The sequence below is a fragment of the Flavobacterium cupreum genome (assembly GCF_003996965.1).
Classification (GTDB): domain Bacteria; phylum Bacteroidota; class Bacteroidia; order Flavobacteriales; family Flavobacteriaceae; genus Flavobacterium; species Flavobacterium cupreum.
The window spans coordinates 60,026-75,429 of the sequence record NZ_QWDM01000004.1 but is presented as its reverse complement, the minus strand read 5'-3'; the positions used below and the strand labels follow the sequence as shown (position 1 = coordinate 75,429).

Sequence of the window (15,404 nt, the reverse complement as noted above, 5' to 3'; positions counted from 1 at the left end):
AGGATCCATAAACGGAAATGCAGGCGGAACCACAACAGTTTCACTAATCGCAGGTGATACCGTAAACACAGTACAAGCCGTAATCGGAACAAACCCTGGAGACGTAAAATTAACGGTAACTACTCCGATACCAACGGGTCTAACGATCAATTCAAATGGAACAGTTACAGTCGCGGCCAATACACCAGCAGGAAGTTATAATTTAGAATATGCGATCTGCGAGATTAACAATCCGGGGAATTGTGATACCGCAACTTCAACGATTGTGGTGACAGCAGCAACTTTGGTAGCGAATTTAGATGCAGTTCCTTCAACCCTTAGTTCGAATACACCAAAAACACTTATAAATGTTTTTGACAATGACACTAAAAACGGAACAGCCTTAATTCCATCAGACGTAAAACTGACGGTAACTACAGCTGATCCAAAAGGATATTTAACCGTAGACACCAATGGAAATGCGATATTAGCAGCCAACGCTCCGGCAGGAACTTATGAACTGACCTATGAAATCTGTGAGTTGTTAAACCCAACGAATTGTAGTTCAAACCAAGTACAAGTAACAATCACAGCACCTGGAATCGACGCAGTTGCAGACAACCTAGGATCCATAAACGGAAATATGGGCGGGACCACAACAGTTTCATTAATCGCAGCTGACACGGTAAATGCAGCGCAAGCCGTAATCGGAACAAACCCTGGAGAAGTAAAACTAACAGTAACGGCTCCGATACCAACGGGTCTAACGATCAATACAAACGGAACAGTAACAGTTGCCGCCAATACACCGGCAGGAAGTTATAATTTAGAATACACTATTTGTGAGATCAACAATCCTGCTAACTGTGATACGGCAACTTCAACAATTGTAGTGACCGCAGCAACTTTGGTAGCGAATTTAGATGCAGTTCCTTCAACCATTAGTTCAAATGCACCAAAAACCTTGGTTAATGTTTTTGACAATGACACTAAAAACGGAACAGCCTTAATTCCATCAGACGTAAAACTGACGGTAACTACAGCTGATCCAAAAGGATATTTAACCGTAGACACCAATGGAAATGCGATATTAGCAGCCAACGCTCCGGCAGGAACTTATGAACTGACCTATGAAATCTGTGAGTTGTTAAACCCAACGAATTGTAGTTCAAACCAAGTACAAGTAACAATCACAGCACCTGGAATCGACGCAGTTGCAGACAACCTAGGATCCATAAACGGAAATATGGGCGGGACCACAACAGTTTCATTAATCGCAGCTGACACGGTAAACGCAGCGCAAGCCGTAATCGGAACAAACCCTGGAGAAGTAAAACTAACAGTAACGGCTCCGATACCAACGGGTCTAACGATCAATACAAACGGAACAGTAACAGTTGCCGCCAATACACCGGCAGGAAGTTATAATTTAGAATATAACATCTGTGAAATCAACAATCCGGGGAACTGCGATACCGCAACTTCAACAGTTGTAGTTACAGCTCCATCAATCGACGCAGTTGCAGACAACCTAGGTTCGATCAATGGAAATGCGGGAGGTAATACAACAGTTTCCTTAATCGCAGCTGACACGGTAAACTCAGCACAAGCCGTAATCGGAACAAATCCGGGTGACGTAAAATTAACGGTAACGACTCCAATCCCAACAGGACTGACAATCAATACAAACGGAACAGTAACAGTTGCCGCCAATACACCGGCAGGAAGTTATAATTTAGAATACACTATTTGTGAGATCAACAATCCTGCTAACTGTGATACGGCAACTTCAACAGTTGTAGTGACAGCAGCAACTTTGGTAGCGAATTTAGATGCAGTTCCTTCAACCCTTAGTTCGAATACGCCAAAAACACTTACAAATGTTTTTGACAATGACACTAAAAACGGAACAGCCTTAATCCCATCAGACGTAAAACTGACAGTAACTACGGCCGATCCAAAAGGATATTTGACGGTAGACACCAACGGAAACGCAATATTAGCAGCCAACGCCCCGGCAGGAACTTATCAACTGACGTATGAAATTTGTGAGTTGTTAAACCCGACAAACTGCAGTTCAAACCAAGTTCAAGTAACAATCACAGCACCGGGAATCGATGCCGTTACAGATAACCTGGGATCCATAAACGGAAATGCAGGCGGGACCACAACAGTTTCCTTAATCGCAGATGATACGGTAAACGGTTCACAAGCCGTAATCGGAACAAATCCTGGAGATGTAAAACTAACCGTAACCACGCCAATACCGACAGGACTTACGATCAATACAAATGGTACGGTAACAGTGGCCGCTAACACACCGGCAGGTACTTATAATTTAGAATATACAATCTGTGAAATCAACAATCCTGGGAATTGCGATACGGCAACTTCAACAGTTGTAGTTACAGCTCCATCAATTGACGCTGTTGCAGAAAATCTTGGATCCATCAACGGAAATTCAGGCGGAACCACAACAGTTTCCTTAATCGCAGATGATACGGTAAACGGTTCACAAGCCGTAATCGGAACAAATCCTGGAGATGTAAAACTAACCGTAACCACGCCAATACCGACAGGACTTACGATCAATACAAACGGTACGGTAACAGTGGCCGCTAACACACCGGCAGGTACTTATAATTTAGAATATACAATCTGTGAAATCAACAATCCTGGGAATTGCGATACAGCAACTTCAACAGTTGTAGTTACAGCTCCATCAATTGACGCTGTTGCAGAAAATCTTGGATCCATCAACGGAAATTCAGGCGGAACCACAACAGTTTCACTGATTGCAAGTGATACGGTAAACGGTTCACAAGCCGTAATCGGAACAAATCCGGGAGACGTAAAACTAACAGTTACGACTCCGATACCGGCAGGTCTAACGATCAATACAAACGGAACCGTAACAGTGGCCGCTAACACACCGGCAGGTACTTACAATTTAGAATATACCATCTGTGAGATCAACAATCCGGGGAACTGTGATACCGCAACTTCAAAGATTGTCGTGACAGTAGCCACTTTGGTAGCGAATTTGGATGCCGTTCCTTCAACCCTTAGTTCAAATGCACCAAAGACACTTATAAATGTTTTTGACAATGACACTAAAAACGGAGCCGCTTTAATTCCATCAGAGGTAAAACTGACGGTGACCACAGCCGATCCAAAAGGATATTTGACGGTAGATGTTAATGGAAATGCGATATTAGGAGCCAACGCTCCGGCAGGAACTTATCAGCTGACATATGAAATTTGTGAGTTGTTAAACCCGACAAACTGCAGTTCAAACCAAGTACAGGTAACGATCACAGCACCGGGAATTGACGCTGTTGCAGAAAACTTAGGCTCGATCAACGGAAATGCAGGCGGAACTACAACAGTTTCCTTAATCGCAGCTGACACCGTAAACGCAGCACAAGCCGTAATCGGAACAAATCCCGGAGACGTAAAATTAACGGTAACTACTCCGATACCAACGGGTCTAACGATCAATTCAGATGGAACAGTAACAGTTGCAGCCAATACACCGGCAGGAAGTTACAATTTAGAATATAACATCTGTGAAATCAACAATCCGGGGAACTGCGATACCGCAACTTCAACAGTTGTAGTTACAGCTCCATCAATTGACGCTGTTGCAGACAACCTAGGCTCGATCAACGGAAATGCAGGAGGTACTACAACAGTTTCATTAATCGCAGGTGACACGGTAAACGCAGCACAAGCCGTAATCGGAACAAATCCTGGTGACGTAAAATTAACGGTAACGGCTTCGGTACCAACGGGTCTAACGATCAATACAAACGGAACCGTAACAGTCGCGGCCAATACACCGGCAGGTACTTATAATTTAGAATATACGATCTGCGAGATTAACAATCCGGGGAATTGTGATACCGCAACTTCAACGATTGTGGTGACAGCAGCAACTTTGGTAGCGAATTTAGATGCAGTTCCTTCAACCCTTAGTTCGAATACACCAAAAACACTTATAAATGTTTTTGACAATGACACTAAAAACGGAACAGCCTTAATTCCATCGGACGTAAAACTGACGGTAACTACAGCTGATCCAAAAGGATATTTGACAGTAGACACCAATGGAAATGCGATATTAGGGGCCAATGCTCCGGCAGGAACTTATGAACTGACCTATGAAATCTGTGAGTTGTTAAACCCGACAAACTGTAGTTCAAACCAGGTAAAAGTAACGATCACAGCACCATCAATCGACGCTGTTGCAGACAATCTTGGATCCATAAACGGAAATGCAGGCGGAACTACAACAGTTTCCTTAATCGCAGCTGACACCGTAAACGCAGCACAAGCCGTAATCGGAACAAATCCCGGAGACGTAAAATTAACGGTAACTACTCCGATACCAACGGGTCTAACGATCAATACAAACGGAACCATAACAGTTGCGGCTTATACACCAGCAGGAAGTTACAATTTAGAATACACCATTTGTGAAATCAATAATCCGGGGAATTGCGATACCGTTACTTCAACAATTGTAGTGACAGCACCGGGAATCGAAGCCGTTGCAGACAACCTTGGTTCTATTAATGGAAATGCAGGCGGCACAACAGCCATATCGTTAATTGCAAGTGATACCGTAAACGCAGCACAAGCTGTAATCGGAACAAATCCGGGTGACGTAAAATTAACCGTAACGACTCCGATACCGGCAGGTCTTACGATCAATACAAACGGAACAGTTACAGTCGCGGCCAATACACCTGCAGGTACTTATAATTTAGAATATACGATCTGCGAGATTAACAATCCGGGGAATTGTGATACCGCAACTTCAACGATTTTGGTGACCGCAGCAACTTTGGTAGCGAATTTAGATGCAGTTCCTTCAACGCTTAGTTCGAATACACCAAAAACACTTATAAATGTTTTTGACAATGACACTAAAAACGGAACAGCCTTAATTCCATCAGACGTAAAACTGACGGTGACTGCGGCAGATCCGAAAGGATATTTAACCGTAGACACCAATGGAAATGCCATATTAGGCGCCAACGCTCCGGCAGGAACTTACGAACTGACCTATGAAATCTGTGAGTTGTTAAACCCAACAAATTGTAGTTCAAACCAGGTTAAAGTAACGATCACAGCACCATCAATTGATGCTGTTGCAGAAAACCTGGGATCGATCAACGGAAATGCAGGAGGTACGACAACAGTTTCCTTAATTGCAGGGGATACCGTAAAAGCAGCACAAGCCGTAATCGGCACAAATCCTGGAGAAGTAAAATTAACGGTAACCACTCCAATTCCACCAGGACTGACAATTAATACCAATGGTACCGTAACAGTTGCGGCCAATACACCGGCAGGAAGTTATAATTTAGAATATACCATCTGTGAAATCAATAATCCTGGTAACTGTGATACAGCGACTTCAACAGTTGTCGTGACGGCAGAACTCTTATTGGCAAATGCAGATACAGTAGAATCAATAGTTGGAATCAATCAGCCAAAAAATCTTTTGAATATTTTTTCAAACGATACTAAAAATGGTTTTCCGATTGTGGCAAGCGAAATTAATCTGACAGTACTAACAACAGATCCAACAGGATTCGTCAAATTAAACCCTGACGGAACATTGGTATTGGCAGCAAACGCACCGGCAGGAACGTATGAGTTAACGTATCAAATCTGTGAAAAATTAAATCCAACGAGTTGTAGTACGGCCTCTGTTAAGGTGACTGTAGTTGCGCCAGCAATGACCGTAACAGCTACGGGTTATTGTGCTAATAATGTTCCGTATGTGACTTATAATGTGGTAGCAGATAATTTTACACCAACTGATCTATTAACAATAAAATGGATTGATAGTGCAAACAATGTTGTCGCTACTCAAACTAATTTACCATTGAGCGGAAATATTTTATGGCCGGGAGCAGTTATTGACAGCAACGGAAACGGATTAGACTGGCCGGGATGGTTACTTGCCAATGGGCAATGGACAGAAGGTGCCGATGGATTTGAAAAGACAAGACCGGCAGTGACAATGGAGTTTTCATTAAACCCTACAAAAAGTGTTGTTGTAAATTATCCGACAGCTACACCGCAATGTAACGCAAGGCCAACGTTTACCATTCAGGCAAAAGACGACATGGCTGGCCCGATAGATGCGAGCAAAGGAGTAAATACCTCATTGAATATATTTGATAATGATATCCTAAACGGATCAGCAATAAATCCGGCAAATGCGGTTTTAAGTACGGTGATTCCAAATGCAAACCTGATTTTAAATCATAATGGGGCTGTAGAGGTAAAACTGGGAACTCCATCAGGAACGTATCAGTTAACGTATCAGATTTGTGATGTTTCCAATCCGTCAAATTGCAGTCAGGCGATTGTGACTGTTACCGTATTGAATGCCACTACTCCGATAAACCCGACAGCGCCGATTGTAGCAAATGATGATGCAGAAGTAGCTGTTGACGGAATAAACGGTTCTCTTGAATTTATAAATGTCCTTGACAATGATTTACTAAACGGAACGGCAATTAATCCGACGGATATACTGATTACAAAAACTTCAGCAAGTCCTAATTTTGAATTGAATGCCGATGGAACCGTAAACGTACTTCCAAATACTCCGGGCGGACAATATACCGTAACGTATCAGATTTGCGAAAAGGCAAGTGCCACAAATTGCAGTTCTGCAGCGCTTCATGTTTTTGTTGAATTTCCGGCGATTGCGATTATCAAAACGGGAACTTTCAATGATGAAAATGCCAGCGGATTCGCCAATGCAGGAGAAACCATCACCTACAAGTTTAAGATCACCAATACAGGTAATGTTCCATTAAAAGGGATTACCATTAGAGATCCTTTACCGGGTATCGAAGTTTCGGGCCAGACAATTGATCTGGATGTCAACGAAACAGATGAAAATACTTTCACGGCACAGTATAAAATAAAACAGTCTGATATCAATCTGGGCAGCGTAAGCAATCAGGCAACCGCTCAGGGAGTTAGTGCCAGAGGAGTTGTGGTTGAGGATAAGTCGGACAACGAAGACAATCTGGGAGATAAGCCTACGGTATTAGCGTTAAATGGTTGTATGATTGAGCCTTTAAAAGCATTCTCTCCAAACGGAGACAATAAAAACACAAGATTTTACATTCGTGGAATCGAATGTTATCCTGAGAATACAGTTGAAATCTATAACCGTTGGGGTGTTTTGGTTTATGATGCTGATCATTACAACAATGAAGACAGGGTATTCAAAGGGTTCTCAGAAGGCCGCGCCACCGTTAAACAATCAGACGGATTACCGGTTGGAACCTATTTCTACATTTTAAAATATAAAGACAGTGCCTCCAATTCACACGAATTAAGCGGTTACCTGTATATGAATAAATAAAAAAATATAAACGGTTTGGCTAATCGCCCGACCGTTTTTAAAGCTTACTAAATGAAAAAGTTAATTTTGATTTTTATGTTTATCTCAGCGGTGTGTTCGGCACAGCAGGATTCTCAATTTACGCAATACATGTACAACACGATCGAAATCAATCCGGCTTATGCGGGTTCCCGTGGTGTGTTAAGTGTTTTTGGGTTATATCGTACACAATGGGTGGGTCTGGACGGAGCGCCGGAAACCAGTACTTTTTCGATAAATACACCTTTAAACAACAGTAAATTGGGTTTGGGAGTTTCTTTGGTAAACGATAAAATCGGACCTACGAATGAAAACACGCTATCGGCCGATTTGTCTTATAGCATTCCGACATCTGAATCGTTTAAGCTTTCTTTCGGAATAAAAGCAACCGCAAACCTTTTCAATCTGGATGTAAATAAACTGACTTATGAAGATCAGAACGATCCGCAATTTCAGGATTTAAGCAACAAAATTACGCCAAACGTTGGAGCAGGGATTTATTGGCATTCCGATAAAATGTATATGGGATTGTCTGTTCCGAATTTTATAGAAACCAAACGTTACGACGATAATGATACTGCAATTTTTAAAGATAAAATAAACTATTATTTCATGGCAGGTTACGTGTTTGATTTAGATCGTCTCGAATATATCAAATTCAAACCGGCAATATTGACCAAAATGGTAGAAGGAGCACCGCTGCAGGTTGATGTTTCGGGTAATTTTATGTTTAATGATAAGTTTGTGGTCGGCGTTGCTTATCGCTGGAGTGCATCGGTAAGTGCCATGGCGGGTTTTCAGGTGACCAAAGGAATGTACATTGGTTATGGATATGATCATGAAACGACTCAGTTAAGAAAATACAATTCGGGATCACATGAGATTTTCCTTCGTTTTGACTTTTTCAATAACTACAACAAACTGACTTCACCAAGATTCTTTTAATGGATTTAAATATGAAAATTAAAAACTTAGTTTACTCCTTTTTGTTTTTCTGCTTTTTATTCAATGCGAATGCTCAGACGGGAAGTATCAAAAAAGCAGATAAAAAATACGATAGTTACGCTTACGCAGATGCCGCAAAAGCATACGAAAAGCTAATTAAAAAAGGATACAAAGACGAGCGAATATTACAAAGACTTTCTAATTCCTACTATTTTACAGGCGATTTACAGCAAGCGTTACAATATTACGATGAGTTATTTTTATTGAATGATAATCAGGATGCCGATTACGTATTCCGGTATTCCCAATGCTTAAAATCAGACGGAAATTATACGAAATCAGATCAGGTTTTAGAAAAATTCAGTCAAAAAGCACCCTCAGATCAGAGGGCGATTTTGTTTAGCAAAAACCGAAATTATTTAGAAGATATTAAAACCAATTCAGGCCGTTTTGAAATCGCCGATGCCGGAATTAATTCCAAAGATTCCGATTATGGAAGTACGGTTTTAGGCAACAAATTAGTTTTTACATCGGCCAGGGATACCGGTTCGATCGTAAAGAAAAGTTTTAAGTGGACGAACAAATCGATTTCGAGTTTATACGCTGTTGAAATGATGCCCGACGGCGGTATTGGAGAAACAATGTTTTTTCATAAAAAGAATTTAAGTACCCATTTAAATCAGTCGACACCCGTTTTTACAAAAGACGGGCGAACGATGTATTTTACCCGAAATAATTCAGTAAACGGAAAAAGAAAAGAGAACGAAAATAAAGTCTCGTTTCTAAAACTGTTTAAAGCCACTCTTGTCAATGACGAATGGGTAAATGTACAGGAACTTCCTTTCAGCAGTGACCAGTACAGTGTGGCGCATCCTGCCTTAAGTGTGGATGAAAAAACATTGTATTTTGCATCAGACATGCCGGGAACTTTAGGGCAGTCAGACATTTTTAAAGTGAGTATAGGAACCGATGGAACTTTTGGCAAACCGGAAAATTTAGGTTCGGAAATCAATACCGAAGGAAGAGAAACATTTCCGTTTATCTCCGATGACAACGAACTTTATTTTGACAGCGACGGTCGTCCGGGGCTTGGCGGACTGGATATTTTTGTTTCGAGAATAACCAAAGAAGGTTCTCTCGATGAGGTACTAAACGTTGGAGAGCCTATAAATAGTAAGCTCGACGATTTTGCGTTTGTGATAAACAGTAAAAACAGAAACGGATTTTTTTCTTCCAACAGAGAAGGCGGTCACGGACTGGACGATGTTTATCGTTTTACCGAAATTCGAAAGCTGATCTGTGAGCAGGATTTGTCAGGTACGATTACAGATGCCGAAACGAAAGAAAATCTTTCGGGAGTGGCTTTAATTTTGTTCGATGAAACGCGTCAGAATTCTTTGGAAGCGGTTTCGGATCAAAATGGAAATTATGTTTTTCCGAATGTAAAATGCGGTAAAAAGTATATTATCAAAACATCCAAAGCCGATTATGAAATCAAGGAAGCTCCGATAAGCATAAAAAAAGCATCCGGAAAAACCACCTTTATGATCGAGCTGGAAAAGAAGGCCAAACCTATAGTTGCAAAAACCATCGAAGTCAAAAAAATCAAGATCAATGCCGTAACGCTTAAGCCTATCGCAGTTGGGACAGATTTGGCGAAATTGCTAAATATCCCGATGAATTTTTTCGATTTGGGAAAAGCTACTATCAAGAAAACATCAGAACCGCAATTGCAGAAACTGGTAGATGTGCTGAAACAATATCCGACCATAAAACTCGATATTCGTTCGCATACCGACAGCCGCCAATCGGCTTCGAATAACATGATCCTTTCCGAAAAAAGAGCACAATCTACAAAAGAATGGCTCGTTAAGAAAGGAATCGACGGAAGCCGACTGGCTCCAAAAGGATTCGGGGAAACCCAATTGGTCAACAAATGTGCCGACGGTGTAAAATGTACCGAAAAGCAACATCAGCAAAACAGACGAAGCGAATTTATTATTACCTACTTATAGTTCCATTTTTATTTAATGAAATCCCTTTTCTAAATTTTAGAAAAGGGATTTTTTAGGTTTAGCCTGAACGCATTCCGCGCGTTCAGTTTGTCATTTCGACCGAAGGGAGAAATCACACCAGAAACTCCGTAACAAAAGTCAAAGATCTACAAAGTGTTTATAAGTTAAATTCGCCCTGCTTGTCATTTCGACGAAGGAGAAATCACATCCCGAAACTCCGTAACAAAAGTCAAAAATCTTTGTCGAATTACGTGTGTGATTTCTCCTTCGTCGAAATGACAAAAATGACGCTAATGCAGCAATAAAAAAAACCTTTTTCAATTCTCTATTCATGAAAGTTTTAAGAATCTGCAAGGCACATTTTATTAATTTCATCGAATACCTCAAATTCATCCAAAGGAAACATTTCCAGCACCATTTCTAAAATCAGCATCACATTAATAGAAGAGTGTTGGTCTGTCTCCGAAATTTTATGTTCTTGCTGTTCCAATGCCAGAATGCACATTTTTAGCATATTGGTAATCGTAGAGCCAAGCTCGTAATAATTCTGTAACTTAATTTGAGCAGTATAATAACTTCTTGTCTTATCAGTGTACGGTTTTTTAGGATTGAAATACGGAGCAATTAATTTTTTAAGATTTTCTAATTTTTAATTTCATTTTTTTCCATGATAGCTTTTTTTATAGATTATAATTAATTTTTTGTTTCTATATTATTAATTATTTGAAAGTTTAATATTACAAATATAGCATTATATTCTTAACACGTCATATATGTCGTGTTGTTTTTTTCCGCAGTTTAATAGATTTGGTTTGTGGAAAAAAATAGATATGAGTCAGAGATTGCCAGATTAGGTTTGCTGGTCAGGGAACTCAGAATAAAAGAAGAAATTACACAAGCACAGTTATCAACATTATGTAATGTTGATGTACGAACTATTCAGCGAATTGAAAAAGGGAAACAGAATATTACTATTAGTTTGCTTTTTACAATAGCTGATGCATTGAAAATAAATTCAAGTATATTAATAGGTAAAATATTTTCAGAAAATCTATAACTTCTATTCTGAAATAAGCATCCAAATAAAAAAGACTTTTCTATTTTAGAAAAGTCTTTTTTAGTTATAGCCTGAATCCATTCTTCGCCCTACATTCGTCTAGTTTGTCATTTCGACGAAGGAGAAATCTTCACAAGTAACTCTACAAAGTATTTCCAAGCTTTGTAGAATTTTGTCGCGAAGATTTCTCCTTCGTCGAAATGACAAATTGGGTTGGATTTTCTTGCAGTAAAAAAAATGCAGCAATAAGACGAATCTAAAGTTAAAAAACTTAATTTTTCACAAAAAAGCTTTATAAAAGTTTTCTTTCATTATGGTATAATTTTGAAAACTTGAAATTTAATGTATTATATTTAAAATGAATATGTTAAGTTTTAAAAAATCGATTTCGTTGTCGTGTGTATGCAATTTTTTTTAACTTTATAGGACTTAAAATTTTTCAGATATGACTGTAGATCAAATACTAAACGCAAAAGGGAAAAATGTTTATTCGGTTCGCTCCACCACAACGGTTTATGAAGCACTGAAAGTAATGGGAGAAAAAAACATAGGAGCAATTCTGGTGATAGACGGATCCGATTTAAAAGGAATATTATCCGAAAGGGATTATGCCCGAAAAATTGTTCTGAAAGACAAATCTTCAAAAGAAACATTTGTACACGAAATTATGGAAAGCACGGTTTTCTCGGTAAAACTTTCCAATAATATCGAAGACTGCATGGAACTCATGAGCACCAAACGCATCAGACATTTACCGGTTTTAGAAAACGGAATCGTCGTTGGAATCATCTCCATAAGTGATGTGGTGAAGGCCATTATCGAAATTCAAAAAGATACCATTCATCATTTAAATTCTTATATTTCACAGTAAGTAAATTCTAAAAAATAAGCCTTAAAAAATAGTCCGGATTCTGCCGGACTATTTTTTTGTGAGAGCTGCAATTGTTATTTTAACAAAAGAAAGCGACAAAAACATGCCATTTTAAATGAAGACTTATATCTTTGTAAGCTAGAATAAAAGCTAAAAACAATGAGTAAAGACAGTAAAAGAGAAGAGGCATTATTATACCATTCAAAGCCGACTCCGGGAAAAATTCAGGTAGTTCCAACAAAGAAATATGCGACACAAAGAGACTTATCTTTGGCATACTCTCCGGGAGTTGCAGAGCCATGTTTAGAAATTGCAAAAAATATTGACGACGTATATAAATATACAGCAAAAGGGAACCTGGTTGCTGTAATTTCAAACGGTACAGCTGTTTTAGGACTTGGAGATATCGGTCCTGAAGCTTCAAAACCGGTTATGGAAGGAAAAGGTTTGTTGTTTAAAATATTCTCTGATATTGATGTTTTTGATATCGAAATCGGAACGAAGGATATTGAAGAATTTATACAGACGGTAAAAAATATTGCCCCGACTTTTGGAGGAATCAATCTGGAAGATATTAAAGCACCTGAATCTTTTGAAATCGAAAGAAGACTGGTAGAAGAATTAGATATTCCGGTAATGCACGATGATCAGCATGGTACGGCGATTATTTCTTCGGCAGCTTTAATCAATGCATTAGAACTGGCAGGAAAAAAAGCAGAAGATGTAAAAGTAGTAGTTTCGGGAGCAGGTTCGGCTGCAATCGCCTGTACGGACTTATATGTTTTACTGGGCGTAAAAGTAGAGAATATTAAAATGTTTAACAGTAAAGGACTTTTAACAAAAGACAATCCTTCGCTATCAGAACTACAATTGAAATATGCCGTAGACGGTGCTAAAATTGAATTGTCAGAAGCCGTAAAAGGAGCTGATGTCTTCATCGGATTATCGTCAGGAGATATTCTTTCGCCGGAAATGTTACTAAGCATGAATGACAATCCGATTGTTTTTGCGATGGCAAATCCAAATCCGGAAATCGATTATAATTTAGCTACAGAAACCCGTAAGGATGTTATTATGGCTACAGGCCGTTCTGACTTTCCTAATCAGGTAAATAACGTTTTAGGTTTTCCTTATATTTTTAGAGGAGCATTAGACGTAAGAGCTACAAAAATCAACGAAGCGATGAAAATGGCGGCTGTAAAAGCATTAGCTATTTTAGCAAAAGAACCCGTTCCGGAGCAGGTAAACGTAGCTTACGGAGCAACAAAATTAGGTTTCGGAAGAGATTATATCATTCCAAAACCATTCGATCCAAGATTGATTACAATTGTGGCCCCAGCGGTTGCAAAAGCAGCCATGGAATCGGGAGTGGCCAAAAATCCTATTACAGACTGGGCAGCCTATGAAGATGCACTTCGCGAACGTATGGGGAACGATAATAAAATGGTTCGTCTGATGACAAACCGTGCTAAAATGGATCCAAAACGAATTGTTTTTGCAGAAGCAGATCAATTAAATGTCCTAAAAGCAGCTCAGATTGTTTATGAGGACGGAATTGGTTTTCCAATTTTATTAGGAAATAAAGAAGTGATTTTAGAGCTGAAAGCCGAATTGGGTTTTGATGCCGAAATAGAAATTATTGACCCTAAAACGACTGAAGAAGAAGCAAGAAGAAACAGATTCGCGACTTCGTACTGGGAAACCAGAGACAGAAGAGGTGTTTCGTTACTTGATTCACAAAAATTCATGCGCGAAAGAAACTATTTTGCCGCCATGATGGTCAATGAAGGTGAAGCAGATGCTTTGGTTACAGGTCATACCAGAAGTTACCCAAGTGTGGTAAAACCAATGTTACAATTAATTGAAAAAGCACCCGGAGCATCACTGGTTGCAACAGCAAATATGATGCTGACTTCCCGTGGACCAATGTTTTTATCAGATACGGCAATCAATATTAATCCATCTTCAGAAGATTTGGTTAATATTGCGATCATGACGGCAAAAACAGCCAAAATGTTTGGTGTTGAGCCTGTTATCGCAATGGTTTCGTTCTCGAACTTTGGTTCTTCAACAAGTCCGGGCGCTTCAAAAGTAAGAGACGCAGTAGCGTATTTACACAAAAACCATCCTGATTTAATTGTTGACGGAGAAATCCAGGCCGATTTTGCCCTGAATCAGGAGATGCTTGCAGAAAAATTTCCGTTCTCTAAATTAGCAGGAAAAAAAGTAAACACCCTGATTTTTCCAAACTTGGAATCGGCGAATATTACGTATAAATTATTAAAAGAATTGTACAAAGTAAATTCAATTGGTCCGATCATGATGGGAATGGGTAAACCAGTCCACATTTTCCAATTGGGAGCAAGTGTTGAAGAGATGGTAAATATGGCTGCTATTGCTGTTATTGACGCTCAGGAAAAAGAAAATAAAAAAAATAAACTGGCTAAATAGTAAAGAGAATAAGGATCAAATAATATTGTCTTATTTTTATTGCATTTTTGTTATATTTGAGCCTAATAAATTACACTATGATAGCACATTTGCAGGGGAAATTGGTCGAAAAGAATCCAACAGACGTCATAATTGACTGTGGCGGAGTTGGTTATCAGGTAAATATATCTTTACACACCTTTTCATTAATTCCCAATGCTGAAAATATAAAACTGTATACGCATCTTCAAATCAAAGAAGATGCGCATACTTTATTTGGTTTTGCAGAGAAATCAGAACGCGAAATTTTCAGAATGCTATTGTCTGTTTCGGGTATCGGAGCCAGTATTGCAAGAACAATGTTATCTTCTATAGAACCCCGACAAATTATAAACGCCATTGCCTCTGGAGATGTGGGTGTTATTCAGTCTATAAAAGGGATTGGAAGCAAAACAGCACAGAGAGTTATACTTGATTTAAAAGAAAAAGTGTTAAAGTTATACGATTTGGATGAAGTTTCAGTAGTTCAGAACAATACAAACCGAGATGAAGCGTTATCTGCTTTGGAAGTTTTAGGTTTTGTTCGTAAAACTTCAGAAAAAGTAGTCGAAAAAATCGTAAAAGAAGATCCGGAAGCAACTGTTGAAACGATCATTAAAAAAGCATTAAAAAGCTTATAAACTCAAT

The 15,404-nt window shown here is 39.2% G+C and carries 8 protein-coding genes; 7 read left to right on the top strand and 1 reads right to left on the bottom strand.

Annotated elements, in window-relative coordinates:
- The 3 genes from D0817_RS07035 to D0817_RS07025 form a co-directional block, all read left to right on the top strand.
- Positions 1-7,381: T9SS type B sorting domain-containing protein (locus D0817_RS07035; protein WP_161568420.1), on the top strand; the 7,381-nt coding region annotated here is incomplete at its 5' end.
- Between the two features lie 51 nt (positions 7,382-7,432).
- On the top strand, positions 7,433-8,344 hold the full coding sequence (locus tag D0817_RS07030; protein ID WP_127337698.1) for a PorP/SprF family type IX secretion system membrane protein: 912 nt from the start codon (positions 7,433-7,435) through the stop codon (positions 8,342-8,344).
- An 11-nt stretch (positions 8,345-8,355) separates the two neighbouring features.
- The gene (locus D0817_RS07025) at positions 8,356-10,359 is read left to right on the top strand and encodes an OmpA family protein (protein ID WP_127337697.1); all 2,004 of its coding nucleotides are present in this window, start codon (positions 8,356-8,358) and stop codon (positions 10,357-10,359) included.
- A 340-nt stretch (positions 10,360-10,699) separates the two neighbouring features.
- Here D0817_RS07025 and D0817_RS26490 read toward each other — a convergent pair whose 3' ends face one another.
- Complete coding sequence (locus D0817_RS26490) at positions 10,700-10,849, bottom strand: hypothetical protein (RefSeq protein WP_306462208.1); 150 nt, start codon at positions 10,847-10,849, stop codon at positions 10,700-10,702.
- Positions 10,850-11,173: 324 nt separating this feature from the next.
- On the opposite strand from D0817_RS26490, the gene D0817_RS07015 reads away from it, so the two are divergent.
- The 4 genes from D0817_RS07015 to ruvA all read left to right on the top strand — a co-directional run bounded on the left by D0817_RS07015 (position 11,174) and on the right by ruvA (position 15,397).
- A complete protein-coding gene (locus D0817_RS07015) occupies positions 11,174-11,416 on the top strand; it encodes a helix-turn-helix domain-containing protein (protein WP_161568419.1) in 243 nt (80 codons plus the stop codon).
- 445 nt (positions 11,417-11,861) lie between these two features.
- Complete coding sequence (locus D0817_RS07010) at positions 11,862-12,287, top strand: CBS domain-containing protein (protein ID WP_127337695.1); 426 nt, start codon at positions 11,862-11,864, stop codon at positions 12,285-12,287.
- Positions 12,288-12,446: 159 nt separating this feature from the next.
- On the top strand, positions 12,447-14,738 hold the full coding sequence (locus tag D0817_RS07005; RefSeq protein ID WP_127337694.1) for an NADP-dependent malic enzyme: 2,292 nt from the start codon (positions 12,447-12,449) through the stop codon (positions 14,736-14,738).
- A 77-nt stretch (positions 14,739-14,815) separates the two neighbouring features.
- Entirely contained in the window at positions 14,816-15,397 is a 582-nt protein-coding gene (gene ruvA, locus D0817_RS07000) for a Holliday junction branch migration protein RuvA (protein ID WP_127337693.1), read from the top strand.
- Positions 15,398-15,404: the final 7 nt, after the last annotated feature.

Excerpts from the sequence above, each read along its gene's own strand:
- D0817_RS07030 (WP_127337698.1), top strand. The coding sequence starts at position 7,433 with ATGAAAAAGTTAATTTTGATTTTTATGTTTATCTCAGCGGTGTGTTCG.
- D0817_RS07025 (WP_127337697.1), top strand. The coding sequence starts at position 8,356 with ATGAAAATTAAAAACTTAGTTTACTCCTTTTTGTTTTTCTGCTTTTTA.
- D0817_RS07010 (WP_127337695.1), top strand. The coding sequence starts at position 11,862 with ATGACTGTAGATCAAATACTAAACGCAAAAGGGAAAAATGTTTATTCG.
- D0817_RS07005 (WP_127337694.1), top strand. The coding sequence starts at position 12,447 with ATGAGTAAAGACAGTAAAAGAGAAGAGGCATTATTATACCATTCAAAG.
- ruvA (WP_127337693.1), top strand. The coding sequence starts at position 14,816 with ATGATAGCACATTTGCAGGGGAAATTGGTCGAAAAGAATCCAACAGAC.